Source organism: Pseudoxanthomonas sp. F11 (assembly GCF_037046485.1).
Classification (GTDB): domain Bacteria; phylum Pseudomonadota; class Gammaproteobacteria; order Xanthomonadales; family Xanthomonadaceae; genus Pseudoxanthomonas_A.
The window spans coordinates 103,824-121,949 of record NZ_JBANLZ010000001.1 but is presented as its reverse complement, the minus strand read 5'-3'; the positions used below and the strand labels follow the sequence as shown (position 1 = coordinate 121,949).

Sequence of the window (18,126 nt, the reverse complement as noted above, 5' to 3'; positions counted from 1 at the left end):
CATGGCATCGCTCCCGAACCTCCCGCGACTGGGCATCTCCGGTCGCCTAGCGCGCACGTTCCAGGCCAACCCCCTGACGCCGATCCTCGCGCTGCTCGGCCTGCTGCTGGGGCTGGTGGCGGTGATGATCACGCCGCGCGAGGAAGAGCCGCAGATCGACGTCACCATGGCCAACGTCATCGTGCCGTTCCCGGGCGCGGATGCGCGCCAGGTCGAGCAGATGGTGACCTATCCGCTGGAACAGAAACTGTCCGAGATCGAGGAGATCAAGCACACCTATTCGATCAGCCGGCCCGGCGTGGCGGTGCTGACGGTGGAGTTCGACGTGGGCGTGAAGCGCCAGCCCGCGCTGGTGCGCCTCTACGACAAGGTGTTCTCGAACCAGGACTGGATGCCGGCGAACCTCGGCGTGGGCCAGCCCATCATCAAGCCCAAGGGCATCGACGACGTGCCGGTGATGGCGCTGACCCTGTGGACGGACGATCCGCAGCGCGGCGCACGCGACCTGGCCGAAGTGGCCCACACGCTGGAAACCGAGCTCAAGCGAATCCCCGGCACGCGCGACGTGTTCACCCTCGGCGCACCGGAGCGCGCGGTGATGGTGCAGCTCGATGCCGCGCGACTGGCCAGCCATGGCCTGGCGGTGAATGATCTGTCCGCGGCCCTGCAGGCCGCCAATCTGGCGCGCCAGGCGGGCGAGCGCGTCGGTGCGGACGGGGTGGTGCAGGTGACCTCCGGCCAGTTCCTGGCCGATCGCGCGGACGTGGCCGGCCTGGTGCTGGGCGTGTCGGGTGGCCAGCCGGTGCGCCTGGAAGACGTGGCGACGGTCCGCGATGCGGCCGATGCGCCGTCGAGTTACGTGTGGCACGGTGCGCCCGCCAAACGCGCGGGACCTTCCAGTGGCGTGGCGCCCGCGGTGACGCTGGCCATCGCCAAGAAGCCGGGCAGCAATGCGGCCGATATCACGTCCGCCGCCCTGGCGCGGGTGAAGGCGCTGCATGGCACCGTCATTCCCGACGGCATCCAGGTGGAGACCACGCGCGACTATGGCCTGACGGCCAGCGACAAGGCGCAGACGCTGATCAAGAAACTGGTCTTCGCCACAGGATCGGTGGTGCTGCTGGTGCTGTTCGCGCTGGGCCGCCGCGAAGCCATCGTGATCGGCAGCGCGGTGGTGCTGACCCTGGCGGTCACGCTGTTCGCGTCGTGGGCCATGGGATTCACCCTCAACCGCGTCTCGCTGTTCGCGCTGATCTTCTCCATCGGCATCCTGGTGGACGATGCCATCGTGGTGGTCGAGAACATCCACCGGCACATGGCGCAGGGCGGCATGTCGCTGGCCGAGGCCATTCCGCCCGCCGTGGACGAAGTGGGCGGTCCGACCATCCTGGCCACCTTCACCGTGATCGCGGCGCTGATGCCCATGGCCTTCGTCACCGGCCTGATGGGGCCGTACATGCGGCCCATCCCGATCAACGCCTCGGTCGGCATGCTGCTGTCGCTGATGATCGCGCTGGTGGTCACGCCGTGGCTGTCGCTGAAGCTGCTCAAGCGGCATGCGGTCGCGCCTGCGGGTGAGGGCGCTGCCCACGGCCATGCGGAAGGCACCATGGCCGCGCGCCTGCATCGCCTGTTCGAACGCGTGATGACGCCCTTCCTTGATGCGGGCCGAGGCGCACGACGCCGGCGCCTGCTGTTCGTCGCCATGGCCGTTCTGGTGGCGCTGGCGGCCAGCCTGGCGGTGTTCAAGCTGGTGGTGCTGAAGATGCTGCCGTTCGACAACAAGTCCGAACTGCAGATCGTGGTCGACCTGCCCGAAGGCCGCACGCTGGAAGACACCAACGCCCTGCTGGCCGAACTGGCCGGCGTGCTGGACCGCACGCCGGAAGTCCTGCACTACCAGGGCTATGCCGGTACGGCCGCGCCGATCAACTTCAACGGGCTGGTGCGGCAGTACTACCTGCGCGAGGGTGCGAACGTGGGCGACCTGCAGGTGAACCTAGTGGACCGCCACGACCGCGAGCGCAAGAGCCACGAGATCGCCGTCGCCCTGCGCCCGCAGGTGGACGCGATCGGCCGTCGCCATGGCGCGTCGGTCAAGGTGGTGGAAGTGCCGCCCGGGCCGCCCGTGCTGTCGCCGATCGTGGCCGAGGTGTACGGGCCCGACTATGCCCGCCAGCGGCAGGTGGCGCGGGCGCTCGAGCAGCGCTTCCTGGCGACCGAGGGCATCGTCGATGTGGACACCAGCGTGGAAGCCGATGCACGCCGCGACATCCTGGTGATCGACCGCGTGCGCGCGGCGCGCCTGGGCGTGCCGCAGTCGGCGATCACCGAGACGATCGCCGCGGGCCTGTCGGGGCTGGACGCCACCCACGTGATCGATGGCGGCTCGAAGTATCCGCGTCCGATCCGCCTGCGCCTGCCGGTGGCCGACCAGGCTTCGCTCGACGGTCTGCTCACGCTGCGGGTGAGGGGCGGCAGCGGCCAACTCGTGCCGCTGTCGGAACTGGTGCAGGCGCGCTCCACCTGGTGGGACGGTGCCATCCACCACAAGGACCTGTTGCCGGTGGTCTACGTGATGGGCGACGAGAGCGGCACGGTCGACAGCCCGCTGTACGGCATGTTCGACCTGGTCGGGCAGGTGTCGGACAACGCCCTCGACGGCCAGCAGGTGGGGCAGTTCTACATCCGCCAGCCGCCCGAGACCGCCGGCTTTGGCATCAAGTGGGACGGCGAGTGGCAGATCACCTATGAGACCTTCCGCGACATGGGCATCGCCTATGCGGCCGGCATGGTGCTGATCTACCTGCTGGTGGTGGCCTACTTCCGCAACTACGTGGTGCCGCTGGTGATCATGGCGCCCATCCCGTTGACCGTGATCGGCGTGATGCCGGGCCACGCCCTGCTGGGTGCGCAGTTCACCGCCACCAGCATGATCGGCATGATCGCGCTGGCGGGCATCATCGTGCGCAACTCGATCCTGCTGGTGGACTTCATCAACCATCTGGTCGAGCGCGGGCAGTCGCTGGAGTCGGCGGTCGTCGACGCCTGCGCGGTGCGCGCGCAACCGATCGCACTGACCGCACTGGCGGCGATGGCGGGTGCGTTCTTCATCCTCGACGACCCCATCTTCAACGGCCTGGCGATCTCGCTGATCTTCGGCATCCTGGTGTCCACGGTGCTGACGCTGGTGGTGATCCCGTTGCTGTACTACGCGCTGAAGCACCGTGCTTACAAGGAGTCCGACGCATGAGCCCATCGAACCCTCAACGGCTGCTGTGGTCGGCTTGCCTGGCGTGGGCCGTCACGGCATGCGCCCCCGGGGCCGTCGGTGATGCGGGCCGGAACGTGGCCGAAGCCCGCCCGGAACAGGGCGCCGAAGCGTCACGGACCGCGCCCGCGCTTGATCCCGATCTCGATCGCGCGAAGGCGGCCGCACAGGCCTTCAGCGCTCGCCTGCGTGGCCGCCTGCAGGCGGCGATGCAGGCCGGTGGCCCCACGGCTGCCGTGGAGGTCTGCCACGCCGAGGCGCCGGCCATCGCAGATTCGGTGATGGCCGAGCACGGCGTGCGCCTGGGCCGCGTCGCGCTGCCCGGGCGCAACCGCAACGCCGGACAGGCCGCCGAGGGGTGGCAGCTCGCCACGCTGGACGCCTTCCAGCAAGCCGTCCTGGAGGGTGCGCCCGCCGCGGAGCAGGTGTCGGTGGTCCGCGAAGGCCTGCCCGAGGGCGTCGCGCTGCGCCTGATGCGGGGCATCGCCACCGAACCCGGCTGCCTGGCCTGCCATGGCACGCAGGTCGCCCCGGCCGTCCGCGCGGCCATCGCGGCGCATTATCCTGACGACGCGGCCACCGGCTTCGCGGTGGGCGACCTGCGCGGCGGACTGTGGGTCGAAGTGCCCGCCACCGCTGCCCACACCCCTCAGGAGGCCACGCCATGAGCACCGACGCGCCGATCCGCATCACCCTGGAGCAGGAAGAGGACTACAGCTTCCGCATCCGCTTCGACGACACCACCATCGCCGACCTGATGACCGACGAGCCCGAGCCGCTGGGCAAGGGAGAGGGCCCGAACCCGACGCGGCTGCTGGTATCGGCCGTCGCCAACTGCCTGTCGGCCAGCCTGCTGTTCGCGTTGCGCAAGTTCAGGAACACGCCGGGCAAGCTGGTCACCCATGCCACCGCGGCGCTGGTGCGCAACGAGCAGGGCAGGCTGCGTGTGGGCCACATCCATGCCGATATCCAGCTGGCCGAGCCCGGCACGGCGCACGCCTCGCTGGAACGCATCCTGGCCCAGTTCGAGAACTTCTGCGTGGTGACCGAGAGCGTGCGCCACGGCATCGAGGTTTCCGTCAGCATCACCGACGCCGACGGCGTCCAGCTGCACGGCATGGCGCGGACGGAGCAGGGCGACTCCTGAGTTGCAGATGGGGGGTGGCTGCTGTTGTGGGAGCGACGTGAGTCGCGAAGGGCCAGCGGGAAGGCATCATCGCGACTCACGTCGCTCCCACAGGGCGCCACAAGGCCGTGTAAGCCCCGCGCCCTCCGGGTCGCCGCCGGCCACCGAGCATGGCATGATCCGGATCTCCGCAGTCCGTTGCAGACGCCGTCCGTGATCGCGCCCATCAAGGGAAAGGCCACTTCGCTGGACATCGCCCACCTGGCGGGCGTGTCCCAGCCCACCGTCTCACGCGCGCTGAGGGGCAGCCCGATGGTCAACGAGGAAACGCGCAAGCGCATCCTGGCCATCGCCGAGCAGCTGAACTACAAGGTCGACAAGAACGCCTCCAACCTGCGCCGGCAGCATTCGGGCACGCTGGCCCTGCTGTTCTTCGAAGATCCGACCCCGGATGAGTCGTCCATCAATCCCTTCTTCCTGTCCATGCTGGGCAGCATCACCCGCGCCTGCGCGCTGCGCGGCTACGACCTGCTGATCTCGTTCCAGCAGCTGTCCAACGACTGGCAGGCCGATTACGAGGACAGCAAGAAGGCCGACGGCATCATCCTGCTGGGTTATGGCGACTATCTGGAGTCGCGCGGCCGGCTGGAGAAGCTGGTCGAGCAGGGCACCCACTTCGTGCGCTGGGGCGCCGTCCAGCCGGATACGCCCGGTGTGTCGATCGGTTGCGACAACACCCAGGGTGGCCACGACATCACCGCCCACCTGATCGCGCAGGGACGACGGCGCATCGCGTTCCTGGGGCATGCGTCCAACCACTATCCCGAGTTCTTCGAGCGCTACCTCGGCCATCGCCAGGCACTTGAGACCGCGGGCCTCTCGGCCGATCCCGCCCTGCAGGTCGATGCCATCACCACCGAGCAGTCCGGCCACGACGCGGCCACCGAGCTGTTGGCCCGCGGTGCCTCCTTCGATGCGATCTTCGCGGCCAGCGACCTGATCGCCGTCGGCGCCATGAAGGCGTTGCTGGAGCGCGGGCTGCGCGTACCGGAGGATGTCGCCGTGGCCGGCTTCGACGACATCCCGCTGGCCAGCTTCGTCAACCCCGGCCTGTCCACCGTGCAGCAGGACACCAAGCGCGCGGGCGCGTTGCTGGTCGAGACCTTGCTGGCGCTGATCCATGGCGAACCGGCGGAAAGCCAGACCATCGCGGTGAAGCTGGCGCTGCGCGGCTCTACCGCAGCGAAGTGAGGGCGCCGTCGTAGGAGCGACGTCAGTCGCGACCGCAGACCGTGCATGTCATGAACGCGTGCCGGCCTGCAAACCGCAAAGGTTCGCCTTGGGCATCCAGCGCCGAAGTGGACTGACGGCAGCCGGTCGCGACTGACGTCGCTCCTACAGTGGGGCCCCTCAATCCGCCTTCGGCGCCTTGCGTGCCATCAGCTCGGCCAGGCGCGCGCGCGTATCGGCGCGGGTGATCGGCGCATCCAGCACGAACACGCGCACGCCGTGCGCCGGTACGTCGGCCTGCAGGCGGTTGCGTACACGTTGGGTCTTGCCGGTGAACGCATCGCGCCATTGACCGGATTGCAGGTGCTCCGACACCGACAGCTTCGCCGGCGCATCCGCCTTGTTCAGCAGCACCAGCGCCGTCTGGGTGACGCCTTCGTGCTGCAGGACGCGGTAGAAGATCGCCTGGTCGCCTTTCAGGCGCACGTTGAGCTGCAGGCCACGCTGCAGGGCCGGAGTGTCGCGGCGCAGCTGGGCGATGCGCTTGAGCGGGGCGAAGATCGGGCTCTGCGGTGCCGCGTCGATGCGTTCCTGACCGAAGTAGTTGCGGTTGCCGGCATGCTCGGCATTGCCGCGCTCGAAGCCGATCTCCGAGCCGTAATAGATCACCGGAATGCCGCGTGCCGTGAACAGCCAGTTGTGCGCGTCGATGAAGCCCGCGTCGCTGGCGTTCATGCGCGCCATGTCGTGGTTGTCGTAGAACGTCATCAGATCGTACGGGTTGGCGTACGGGCCGTCTTCCAGGTACAGCGCCTTGCCGATCTCCTCGTAGCCGGTGCCGGGCTTTTCGAACACCTCCGTCAGTTTTGCCTTCAACGGAAAGTCCAGCACGCTGTAGCTGCCGTTGCGGGCCCAGGTATGGCCGGCGATGCTGGCCGCGTCGTAGTTGAAGTTCTCGCCGAACATGAAGAAGCCCGGTTTTTTCGCGCGGATGCGGTGGGCGAATTCCTTCCAGAACGCGTGCGGCATCCAGGCGATGGTGTCCACGCGGAACGCCGCCGCGCCCTGGTCGATCCACTGCTCATACGCGCCGACCAGGTACTCCATCACCGCCGGGTTGTTCTCATTGAAGTCGGACAGCTGCGCCAGGCCGCCCCCGGTGTTGTAGAACGCGTGCATCGGCGTGCGGCGCGGGTCCAGCTGGTCCGGATCCAGGTTCTGGTGGTCGGCGACCAGCCTGCCATCCTTGTCCCAGAGCTTGCCGTACTGCGGCTGCATCTTCGGCATCGAATACGCGGGCGAGCCATGGTTGCCGACGATGTCCAGCACCACGTCGAGCTTCTGCGCCTTCATGCCGCGAGTGAAGCCGGCGAAATCCAGCCCTTCGCTGGGCAGGTGCTCGTCCAATTTGTAGAAGTTGATGCCCCAGTAGCCGTGGTAGCCGGTCTTGCCGCGGTCGGTGAACATCCCGGCCCACTTCACTTCTTCGCCGCCGGTGAAGGCTTCATCCGGGTTGTCCACGATCGGCGTGATCCACACCGAGGTGAAGCCGAGGTCGCGGATGTAGCCGGCGTTGTCCAGCACGCCCTTGAAGTCGCCGCCCAGGTAGCCGACGTTGTCGGTCCTTCCCTCCGGCGCGCCCGGGGTGGGGCGGTCGAAGGTGCGGTTCGCGCCGCCCTGGTCGCGGTGGTCGTTCGACGGATCGCCGTTGACGAAGCGGTCCGTCAGTACGAAGTACACGGCTTCCTTCGCGAAAGGCTCCGTGGTGCCGTAGAGATCGTCCGTGGCCAGTGCGGTTATGGGGGCGCAGAGCAGGGCAGCCAGGCTGGCGGCGAGCGGTCGGCGTGGAAACTTCATCAATGGGCCTGCGAAGCGAGAGGGACGGGCGTGTGGGCAGGTTCGCGCACGCGGACGAGTGCCAGGGCCGCCAGCAGCAGGCTGGCGCCGCTGATGACCAGCGCGAACACCGCCTCGTTGGCGAAGAACGCACGCAGGGCTGGCCCCAGCAGGGTGGCGGCGACGATCTGCGGTATCACGATGAACATGTTGAAGATGCCCATGTAGATGCCCATCTTCTCCGCCGGCACATGGCTGGACAGCAGGGCGTAGGGCATCGACAGGATGCTGGCCCAGGCCACGCCGACCAGTGCGAACGAGCCGATCAGCCAGGCCGGATGCGGCACGAACCACATCGACAGGAAGCCGACCCCGCCCAGCACCAGCGAGCCGGCATGCACCGCCTTGCGGTTGAGCGGGAAGCGCGCCGCGTAGAAACTCAGCAGCAGGGCGATCAGCATGGAGGACAGACCGTAGTAGCCCATGTAGGAGCCGACCAGGTCGGCCGCGTTCTGGAACGCGGCATTGGCCGACTGGAAGGCGGCGGCCTGCGCGGGGACTGCCATGTCGAAGGCCGCCGGGTCCGGCGCGGGCGCCTTGAACACGTGTTCGGTCAGGCCGGGGGTGGCCATGCTCCACATGGCGAAGAAGGCCAGCCAGCTGAAGAACTGCACCAGGCCCAGGCGGCGCATCTGCGCAGGCATGTGGACCACGTGGTGGACGATCTCACCGGCGAAGTTGCCGCGCCGCTTCTGTTCTTCGCGGAACCGCTGCAGGTCTTCGGGAGGGTACTCGGGCGTGGTGAAGATGGTCACCAGGATGCTGGCCATGAACACGAACGCGCCGATGGCGAACGCCACCTTCACCGAGGGCGGTACCACGCCGGGGCCGGCTTCGTTTGGAATCCCCATCTGGGTGATGAACCACGGCAGGTTGCTGGCCACCCACGTGCCCACGCCGATGATCAGCGTCTGCAGCACGAAACCGTACGAACGCTGCTCCTCGGGCAGCTTGTCGGCCACCAGCGCACGGAAGGGCTCCATGCTGATGTTGATGCTGGCATCCAGCACCCATAGCAGGCCTGCCGCGATCCACAATGTGGGCGAGTGCGGCATGAATACCAGGGCGATGGAACTGAGGATGGCGCCGATCAGGAAGAACGGTCGACGGCGCCCCAGGCGGGGGTGCCAGGTCCGGTCGCTGAGATAGCCGATGACCGGCTGGACCAGCAGCCCGGTCAGCGGCGCGGCGATCCACAGCAGTGGCAATGCATCCTTTTCCGCGCCCAATGTCTGGAAGATGCGCGACATGAAGCCGCCCTGCAGCGCGAAGCCGAACTGGATGCCGAGGAAGCCGAAAGACATGTTCCAGATCTGCCAGAAGGACAGGCGTGGCTTGGCGGTCATGCAGGATTCCTGGCGGAGCGTGGACGAGGGCGTACGCGAAGGTCGCGGGCGTGGCGGCATCTTGCAGGCAAGCGCCTGCGTTTCCATGCTGCACCGCAAACAATGCGGATAGCGCACCGGGTGCGACCGATCGTGCCCACCGAGCGTCGAGGTAAAGCCCAAGCCCTTGCCGCACTTGGATTTCGGCCGATTCTCCCAACGTCGGATGCCGACCAACGCGCTTCGCTCGTCCGCCGACGTTCGCGTTGCATGCATACGTATTCATGCGCGCCCATGACGCCTTGCGCTCACGCATGTCGGCGGGTCATGGAATAGTGGCGCCCGCCGTGCGCACCGGAGGGGTGCGCCATGCATGCAGACCGGTGCCGCAATGAAGAAGAACAATTGGTGGCGCGGAGCGGTGATCTACCAGATCTACCCCCGCAGCTTCCTGGACACCAACGGGGATGGCGTGGGCGATCTGCCCGGCATCGTCGAGAAGCTGGACTACATCGCGGGCCTGGGCGTGGATGCCATCTGGATCTCGCCATTCTTCAAGTCGCCGATGGCCGATTTCGGCTACGACATCGCCGACTACCGCGACGTGGATCCGATGTTCGGCACGCTGGCCGACTTCGACGCCCTGCTGGCAAAGGCGCATGCGCTGGGCCTCAAGGTGATGATCGACCAGGTGTTGAGCCACTGTTCGGTGGAGCACGCCTGGTTCAAGGAAAGCCGCGAGAGCCGCGACAACCCCAAGGCCGACTGGTACGTGTGGGCCGACCCGAAGGAAGACGGCACGCCGCCCAACAACTGGATGTCGCTGTTCGGCGGCGTGGCCTGGCGCTGGGAGCCGCGACGCGAGCAGTACTACCTGCACAACTTCCTGGCCAGCCAGCCGGACCTGAACTTCCACAACCCGGCCGTGCAGGACGCCACGCTGGACAACGTGAAGTTCTGGCTGGACAGGGGCGTGGACGGCCTGCGCCTGGACGCGATCAACTTCTGCTTCCACGACGCGCAGCTGCGCGACAACCCGCCCAAGCCCAAGGAAAAACGGGTGGGGCGCGGCTTCAGTCCCGACAATCCGTACGCGTACCAGTACCACTACTACAACAACACCCAGCCGGAGAACATCGGCTTCCTGGAGCGCCTGCGCGCGCTGCTCGACCGGTATCCGGACGCGGGTGCCCTGGGTGAAATCTCGTCGGAAGATTCGCTGGCGACCACCGCCGAGTACGTCACCGACCAGCGCCTGCACATGGGCTACAGCTTCGAGCTGCTGACCGACGACGGTACGGCCGCCTACATCCGCGACACGGTCGAGCGCCTGGAAGCGGCGATGGTGGATGGCTGGCCTTGCTGGGCCATCTCCAACCACGATGTGCAGCGCGCCGTGACGCGATGGGGACGCGGCGACACTTCGCCGGCGCTGGCGGCGCAACTGGTGGCGCTGGTGTGTTCGCTGCGCGGCTCGGTCTGCCTCTATCAGGGCGAGGAACTGGGCCTGCCCGAGGCCGACGTGCCGTACGAAGCGCTACAGGACCCGTACGGCAAGACGTTCTGGCCGAACTTCAAGGGCCGCGACGGCTGCCGTACGCCGATGCCGTGGCGCGAAGGCGCGCAGGCCGGTTTCAGCCAGGGGCAGCCGTGGCTGCCGATCCCGGCTGAGCACCGCGCCATCAACGTGGCCGCGCAGGACGCCGATCCCGACTCCATCCTCAACCAGGTGCGGCGCTTCCTGGCCTGGCGACGCATCCAGCCCGCACTGCGGGTGGGCCGCATCCGCTTCCTCGATGCGCCGGAACCGGTGCTGGCGTTCGTGCGCGAGTCCGAAGGCGCCGCGATGCTGGTGGTGTTCAACCTGTCGCCGCAACCCGTCGCCTGGAAGCTGCCCACCGGCCTGTCGCCGCATCCGGTGGAAAGCCACGGCCTGCCGTCCGGCACCCTGCAGGATGGCACGCTCGCGCTTCCGGCCCGCGGCGTGTACTACGCCGCCCTCGAATGAGTCGGAGTGCCGTGAACATGGGTATCGGTGTGTTTCGGATCGGTATGGCGCTGCTGCTCTGCGTCGCTGCGTGCGCCGCGTCGGCGCAAGACGTTGCATCGCCTTCACCGCCTGCACAGCGGGTAGTCGGCGAGGGCGTCACCGGTACGTTGCTGCGCCATGCGCAGTTTCCCTCGCGCCATGTCGCGTCCCGGAATGTGGATGTGTGGTTGCCACCGGGCTATGACGAGGCGAAGGACGCGCGCTATCCGGTGCTCTACATGCACGATGGCCAGAACGTGTTCGATCCATCGACTTCGTACACCCGTATCGACTGGGGCGTGGATGAGGCGATGACGCGCCTGGTCGGCAACGGTCATGTGCGCCCGGCCATCATCGTGGCCGTGTGGAATACGCCCAAGCGCCTGCAGGAGTACATGCCGCGCAAGGCCATCCGGAGCGAGAGCTTCATCCCGACACCCGGCGACCCGCCGTTCCCGACGGCCGAGATCGTCGCCGACGACTATCTGGCGTTCCTGGCCGCCGAACTGAAGCCGTTCATCGATGCGCAGTACCGCACGTTGACGGGGCCTTCGGACACGTTCGTGATGGGGTCCAGCATGGGCGGGCTGATCTCGGCGTATGCGGTGATGGAGTTTCCCCACGTGTTCGGCGGTGCAGGGTGCGTCTCGACGCATTGGCCTATCGCCGGCGGCGTCGTCGAGGCGTACGTGGCGACGCATCTTCCTGCGCCCGGTCGCCATCGCTTCTATTTCGACTACGGTACCGAAGCCATCGACGCGCAGTACGAGCCGTATCAGCGGCGCGTCGATGCGGCGATGCTGGCGCACGGCTACCGGCCTGGCGTGGACATGGTGAGCCATCGCTACCTCGGCGCGACCCACAATGAGGCCGCGTGGCGCGATCGTATCGAGGTGCCGTTGGCGTTTCTGCTGCGTCCCTGAATCGCCGGCGGATCCCGGCGCTCCACCGCGCAGGGGAACGGTCTTCGCGTCCGGCGAGGATGGCGTGCGCCTGCCTGCACGTAGGGATGGATCGTGCGTTACATGATGGCGCGGAATATGCATGAATACGTATGCAGCGCAGTTTGTGCAGCTGCGTGCACCACTACCATGGCCGCACGTTCCGGGGCAGCCGCTCCGGCGTGGCAGAGCCGGGCGATCGCATCGCGCGACGCACCCGGTTCATCGCATACAACGTCCTTGGAGAGGGGAACATGCAACTCAAGCGCAACCTGCTTAGCGCGGCGTTGGCGTCCGCCATCGCGCTGACCGCGACCGGCGTACAGGCCCAGACGGCCGAAGCCACCGCAGAACAGAACCAGCAAGCCGACGCCACCGAACTGGACACCGTGGTGGTGACCGGCATCCGCCGCGGCATCGAAAGCGCCATTTCGGTCAAGCGCGATTCCACCTCCATCGTCGAGGCGATCTCCGCCGAAGACATCGGCAAGCTGCCCGATGTCAGCATTGCCGAATCGCTCGCCCGCCTGCCGGGCCTGGCCGCGCAGCGCGTCGCCGGCCGTGCGCAGGTGATCAGCGTGCGCGGTCTGTCGCCCGACTTCTCCACCACGCTGCTGAACGGCCGCGAGATGGTCAGCACCGGCGACAACCGCAGCGTCGAGTTCGACCAGTATCCGTCCGAGCTGGTCAGCGGCGTGACCGTGTACAAGACGCCCGACGCCGGCCTCGTCGGCCAGGGTCTGTCCGGTACGGTCGACATGCAGACCGTGCGTCCGCTTAGCTTCGATGCGCCGGTCGGTGCGGTCGGCATCCGCGGCCAGCGCAATTCTCTCGGCAACGCGGCCGATGCGTCTGCCTACGGCGAACGCATCAATGCCAGCTACATCACCCAGAACGAAGCGCGCACGTTCGGCTTCTCGATCGGCTATTCGCATTCGACCACGCCGGTGCAGGAAAACCAGGTGGGCCTGTACGAACCGTGGAAGACGGATGCTCGCCCTGGATTGCCGGTCGGGACGTTCGCGACTGACGGCATGAAGGCACTGCGCCGTACCGGTGAGACCAAGCGTGATGGCGTGATGGCCACCCTGCAGTTTCGCCCGTCCAATGCGTGGACTAGTACGCTGGACCTGTTCTACTCGGAAGCCGAGCAGGAGAGTACGGCCAACCAGTGGGAGGTCAACACGCAGTACAACGGCAACTTCCCGTGTAATCCAGACTGCGTCTACAGCAACGTCGAGCTGCGCAACGGTTCTTTTGCAGGGGGTACGCTGACGGGTGTTTATCCGTTGGTTCGCGGCATGTACAACTACCGCGAGGATGAGATCAGCGCGTTTGGCTGGAACAATGAGTTCAATACGGGCTCGGTGCGCTGGGTGGCCGACGTCAGCTGGTCCAAGACCAAGCGCGATGAGATAAGTCTCGAGAACAACACGCAGCTGCTGCCTAATCCGCAGCTGGATACGATCCAGCTGGCGATTCGTCGCGGTAGCTTCTCCCAGATGGCGCCGGGTCTGGATTATTCGGATTCCTCTCGGCTGTTTCTCGCCAATACCATCTACGGCTCTGGCTACGGTAAGACGCCAAAGGTGGAGGACGAACTGCGCGCAATCAGGGTGGGCGCATCGTTTCCAATGCCGGAAAGTCTGAGTTGGTTCACGGACTTGGACGTGGGCTTGAACTACGCAGATCGAGAGAAGAACAAGCGTCAGCCGGAGGGCAGCATCAATCTCGGCGCGCAGGGCATTAGCGCGATCGCCCCCGATCTGCAGTACGGGCTGGTGGACCTGCGCTTCGCCGGCATCGGCTACATTCCCTCATGGAACGTCCCGGCCGCTGTCGCCCGTTACATGACGTTCAATCCGGTGGATGACCTCGACTATCTGATTCCGAAGGCATGGGACGTCAACGAGAAGATCGGAACGGCATTTGCGCGTTTGAACATCGATACCGAGTGGGGTTCGGTGCCGGTACGCGGCAATGTCGGCCTACAGGTCCAGCACGTGGACCAGTCGTCGACGTCGCGCTACTTCGATCGGGGGCGCCCGGCAGGCCAGCAGGTCTTTCCGATCACCCGCGGCAAGACGTATACCGAGGTATTGCCCAGCCTCAACTTGGCTTTCTCGCTGCCCGCCGAACAGACGCTGCGCGTGGGGTTGGCTGAGCAGGTCGCGCGTCCGCGCGTGGATGAACTTCGCGCGTCGCTAGAATTCGGCGTTGACGAGGCCAACGGCAAACCGGGCGGCAGCGGTGGCAACCCCGAGTTGGATCCGTGGAAGGCCTACGCGTTCGACTTGTCATGGGAAAAGTACTTCGGCAACAAGGCATATGTCGCGGCGGCATTCTTCTACAAGGATCTGCGCACCTACATCTACACCGAGAAGCGCGAGGGATACGATTACAGCGGCCTGTTGGCAGACTATCCGTGGCCGGGTACTCGACCGCCGCTCCAGACCGTTGGCAGCTTCACCGCGCCGTACAATGGCAAAGGTGGCTCGCTGAAAGGCCTGGAGCTGACCGCATCGCTGCCGTTGAATCTTTTCAGTGACGTGCTGGAAGGTTTTGGCGTCATCGCGAGCGCGGGCTTCAACGATAGTGATATCACTATCCCGCCACCGCCCGGTGCGGTGAACAGCGTGGGCAGCCAAAACATCATGCTGCCGGGTCTCTCCGAGCGCGTGTATAACCTCACCGCCTACTACGAGCGCAATGGCTTCGAAGCGCGCGTCAGCCAGCGCAAGCGTTCGGACTTCATCGGCGAAATCGGCAACTTCGATGGCGATCGCACGCTGCGTTACGTGGTGGGTGAGGACATCACTGACGCGCAGGTGAGCTACTCGTTCCCCGAGGGCCACGCGCTGAACGGTCTGAGCGTCCTGTTCCAGGTCAGCAACCTGACCGACGAGGCCTACCAGACCTACGCCGGTACCAAGGATCGCCCGCTGGAGTACATCGAGTGGGGTCGCACCTATCTGTTGGGCGTCAACTACCGGTTCTGATTCACGCGATACCTTGAGTTCTCCCAGCCCGTCGGCCTCGTGCCGGCGGGCTTTTTCTTTGGCGAGGCAGCGCGAGTGGCGCAAAGAAAAAGGCCAGGCTTTCGCCTGGCCTTTCGTGTTGGATGGTGGAGCCAGGGAGGATCGAACTCCCGACCTCGTCATTGCGAACGACGCGCTCTCCCAGCTGAGCTATGGCCCCACAAGAGCGGCGCCATTCTAGCCCGCGGCAGGCGCCTGTGCCAAGCCTGGGCCGACCAGGATCGGCTCCAGCACGGGTTGCAGTTCGGCGCGTCGCCAGCCGGCGAGGGAGGCGGGCCACTGGCCGGATTCCAGCAGCGCTTCCAGGTGGCGTCGCGAGGCCAGCACGCCGTCGGGCAGGCCCAGGCCGGCGCTCCGGGTGGCCACGGCATCCTGCAGTCGCTTGAGCCGGGCCTTGTCGCCGTCGCTGGCGGCACGCGCCAGCGGCATCGCGGCCTCGTCGTCCACGGGCGTGGTGAGCGCCTGCCACAACGGATCGGCCAGCTTGCGGGGCGCCTTGGGCTGGCCGTCGAACAGGCGCAGCAGCGCCGCCTTGTCCGTCGGCGGCGTGCGCGCCAGTGTCACGGCCAGCTCGTTGTCCAGGATCCAACTGCGCGGCTTATCGCTGGCGCGGGCCTGCGCCTCGCGCCACCGGAGCAGCCGCACCAGCCGGCGTTGCGCATCCGCATCGAGGAACTGCGCACTGCGCATGCCCAGGTGCGGCCAGCGCTCGCCTTCGTCCTGTGCGGCATTGTCGACGAAGCGCGCGCAGTCCTCCTCCAGCCAGCCAAGGCGCCCCGAAGACGCCAGCGCTGTCCGCAAGGCGTCGTGCACGGCGAACAGGTAACGCACATCGTCGGCGGCATAGTGGAGTTGCGATTCGCTGAGCGGCCGTCGCAGCCAGTCCGAGCGTGTCTCGCCCTTGGGCAGCACGACGCCGGTGATGCGCTCCACCAGCTTCTGGTAACCGATGCCTGCCGCCACTCCGGCCAGGGCGGCGGCGATCTGCGTGTCGAACAGGGGGGTGGGCAACGCATCGCAGGCCACCTTGAACGCCACCAGATCCTCGCTGGCGCTGTGCATCACCTTGGTGATCGCGGGATCTGTCAGCCACGGCCGCAGGGCGTCGGTCATGCCGGGGGCCAGCGGGTCGACCAGCAGCACGTCGTCGTCCAGCGCGATCTGCACCAGCGCGAGCTGCGGCCAGAAGGTGCGTTCGCGGACGAATTCGGTATCCAGGCCGATCCGCGTGGGCCGGCGCTGCAGGTGCGCGTCCAGCGCGGCGGGGGTGTCTATCCAGTGGGGCAACGTGGTCTCCGCGTGATGCGTCGTTTGCTCAGTCAGGGGACAATAACCTATGGTCCCGGCTCAACCAGTATCGTCTGCCGGTATGGTCTGCCGGCATTCTCTCACGGGGGCCGGTCGCTCCCATCACGGAGGGTGTTTGCGCGCGATCCTTGCCGCCTTGTTGCTCACGCTGCCGTGGCTCGCCGCGTGCTCGCGCGATGCGGTGGATCCGGACGATGCGAAAGGCGCGGCCGATGCCGTACGCATGCCCAGCGTGACGGTCAGTGGCGACGACAGCAGTGTGGACGAATTGAACTGGCGCCCGCCGGCCGTGACGCTGGCGCCCGAGGGCGTCGCCGATGCGCATCGCCGTGCCGCGGCGGCCCTGTCCGACGGGCGTCTGTTCGATACGGCAGACGATGCCATTCCGCTCTACCTTGCGCTGTTGCGCCTGGATCCTGCCGACGCCCGCGCCAGGCGCGGACTCGACCGCAGCCTCGACCGGTTGCTGGAGCAGGGGCGGCAGACGCTGCGCCATGCCGAAGACCGCACCGAATCGTTGCGGCGCGCACGCCAGATCGCGGCCGTCGCACGCACCGTGGCGCCCGGCGATACCGCGGTTACGACGTATCTGGCTCGGGTGGACGAAGCCGATCAGCTCACCCGGCTGAACGTGGCCAGCGAGCGCGCGCTGCGCGAGGGGCGCTTGGGCGAAGCGGGCGGCGGTGCGCTGGCCGGCTTCCGTGAGGTACTGAAGTGGAAGCCGGGCCAGCCGCGTGCCCTGCAGGGCGTGGCGGCGGTCGAGAGCGCGATGATCCGGCGCGCCGAAGAGGCCGCCCACGCCAGCGACTTCGCCACCGCCAGGCGGTGGCTGGACCATGCCGCGCAGGTCCGCCAGGACGCGCAGACCGTGGCCGACGCGCGCGTGCGGGTGGAAGCCATCCGCCTGGCGCGCATCGTCGAACTGCGCGACGCCGGCGTGCGCGACCTGGTCACGCCACTGGGCCTGAAGGATGCGCGGATCAAGCTGGCCGAGGTCCTGCGCATCGCCGAGCCCGGCAACCGCGTGGCCGCCGATTTCCGGCAGCGCATCGACCTGGCAACTCACTACGGACTGTTCCGCCCCGGCCAGGCGTTCACCGACGCGTTGCATAACGGCGGTCGCGGGCCCGAAATGGTGGTGGTGCCGCACGGAGGTTTCCTGATGGGCGCGGGCGACGACGAGGTCGATGCCGCCGATGCCGAGAAACCTGCGCACTACGTCCGCTTCGACCGCGGCTTTGCCATGGCGCGGCATCCGGTGACGGTGGGCGAGTTCCGCCGCTTCGTCGAGGCCACCCAGTACCGGCCACGGGCCACCCGTCGTGGCCACTCCATCGTCTATGACGAACGCAGCGGCAATTTCGTCCGTCGCAGCGGGGTGGACTGGCGATCCGACTACGCCGGCCAGCCCGCCAGCGACGACATGCCCGTGCTGCACGTGAGCGTGTACGACGCCGAGGCCTATGCCGAGTGGCTGGCCGGCCAGACCGGCCACGGCTACCGGCTTCCCAGCGAGGCCGAATACGAATACGCGCTGCGCGCCGGCCAGCAGGGACGCTATCCCTGGGGCAACGGCCAGCCGCCGCGCGGCGTGGCCAACCTGACCGGCGGAAACGACCGCTCGCCCAGTGGCCGCACCTGGAACAACGCCTTCGTCGGTTATGGCGACGGTTACTGGGGACCGGCGCCGGTAGGCCGTTTCCGCGCCAATGCCTTCGGCCTGAAGGACCTGGACGGCAACACCAGTGAATGGGTCGGCGACTGCTGGCATGCCAGCTACCGGCGCGCTCCGGCGGACGGGGCCGCGTGGTTCAACCCCGGCTGCCGGTCGCGGGTCGTGCGCGGCGGTTCCTGGGCCAGTTCACCGGCGCAGGCGCGCGCGGCATGGCGTTCGTCTTCGGATTCGGATATGACTAATGCGCGGGTGGGTTTCCGCGTCGTTCGCGGCATCTAGCCGCCAGG

General features: G+C 67.2%; 11 protein-coding genes and 1 tRNA gene. 8 read left to right on the top strand and 4 right to left on the bottom strand.

Going from position 1 to position 18,126, the window contains the following annotated elements:
* Position 1 precedes the first annotated feature (1 nt).
* From V8246_RS00555 to V8246_RS00540, 4 genes are all read left to right on the top strand, one after another.
* Entirely contained in the window at positions 2-3,253 is a 3,252-nt protein-coding gene (locus V8246_RS00555; protein WP_336187471.1) for an efflux RND transporter permease subunit, read from the top strand.
* A complete protein-coding gene (locus V8246_RS00550; RefSeq protein ID WP_336187470.1) occupies positions 3,250-3,939 on the top strand; it encodes a DUF3365 domain-containing protein in 690 nt (229 codons plus the stop codon). The genes V8246_RS00555 and V8246_RS00550 overlap by 4 nt, the downstream gene beginning before the upstream one ends.
* Positions 3,936-4,418: an OsmC family protein gene (locus V8246_RS00545; protein ID WP_336187469.1), complete on the top strand. Its 483-nt coding sequence runs from the start codon at positions 3,936-3,938 to the stop codon at positions 4,416-4,418. The genes V8246_RS00550 and V8246_RS00545 overlap by 4 nt, the downstream gene beginning before the upstream one ends.
* Before the next feature lie 177 nt (positions 4,419-4,595).
* Complete coding sequence (locus V8246_RS00540) at positions 4,596-5,648, top strand: LacI family DNA-binding transcriptional regulator (RefSeq protein ID WP_336187468.1); 1,053 nt, start codon at positions 4,596-4,598, stop codon at positions 5,646-5,648.
* A gap of 159 nt (positions 5,649-5,807) precedes the next feature.
* Here V8246_RS00540 and V8246_RS00535 read toward each other — a convergent pair whose 3' ends face one another.
* The gene (locus tag V8246_RS00535) at positions 5,808-7,427 is read right to left on the bottom strand and encodes an alpha-amylase family glycosyl hydrolase (RefSeq protein ID WP_336188298.1); all 1,620 of its coding nucleotides are present in this window, start codon (positions 7,425-7,427) and stop codon (positions 5,808-5,810) included.
* A 56-nt stretch (positions 7,428-7,483) separates the two neighbouring features.
* Positions 7,484-8,869 (bottom strand): MFS transporter, encoded by a 1,386-nt coding sequence (locus tag V8246_RS00530; protein WP_336187467.1) that lies wholly within the window; start codon positions 8,867-8,869, stop codon positions 7,484-7,486.
* Between the two features lie 370 nt (positions 8,870-9,239).
* Here V8246_RS00530 and V8246_RS00525 point away from each other — a divergent pair, with 370 nt between their 5' ends.
* From V8246_RS00525 to V8246_RS00515, 3 genes are all read left to right on the top strand, one after another.
* Positions 9,240-10,856: an alpha-glucosidase family protein gene (locus V8246_RS00525; RefSeq protein ID WP_336187466.1), complete on the top strand. Its 1,617-nt coding sequence runs from the start codon at positions 9,240-9,242 to the stop codon at positions 10,854-10,856.
* Between the two features lie 17 nt (positions 10,857-10,873).
* The gene (locus tag V8246_RS00520) at positions 10,874-11,800 is read left to right on the top strand and encodes an alpha/beta hydrolase-fold protein (RefSeq protein ID WP_336188297.1); all 927 of its coding nucleotides are present in this window, start codon (positions 10,874-10,876) and stop codon (positions 11,798-11,800) included.
* Between the two features lie 272 nt (positions 11,801-12,072).
* Positions 12,073-14,817, top strand: a complete 2,745-nt coding sequence (locus V8246_RS00515) for a TonB-dependent receptor (protein ID WP_187572270.1) — start codon at positions 12,073-12,075, stop codon at positions 14,815-14,817.
* A gap of 123 nt (positions 14,818-14,940) precedes the next feature.
* Here V8246_RS00515 and V8246_RS00510 read toward each other — a convergent pair.
* Together V8246_RS00510 and rnd are read right to left on the bottom strand one after the other, a co-directional pair.
* Positions 14,941-15,016 (bottom strand) — tRNA-Ala (locus tag V8246_RS00510).
* Positions 15,017-15,033: 17 nt separating this feature from the next.
* Complete coding sequence (gene rnd, locus V8246_RS00505) at positions 15,034-16,143, bottom strand: ribonuclease D (RefSeq protein ID WP_336187465.1); 1,110 nt, start codon at positions 16,141-16,143, stop codon at positions 15,034-15,036.
* A 244-nt stretch (positions 16,144-16,387) separates the two neighbouring features.
* Here rnd and V8246_RS00500 point away from each other — a divergent pair, with 244 nt between their 5' ends.
* Positions 16,388-18,118 carry a formylglycine-generating enzyme family protein gene (locus V8246_RS00500; protein ID WP_336188296.1) on the top strand — a complete coding sequence of 577 codons (1,731 nt, stop codon included), beginning with the start codon at positions 16,388-16,390 and terminating at the stop codon, positions 18,116-18,118.
* Positions 18,119-18,126 lie beyond the last annotated feature (8 nt).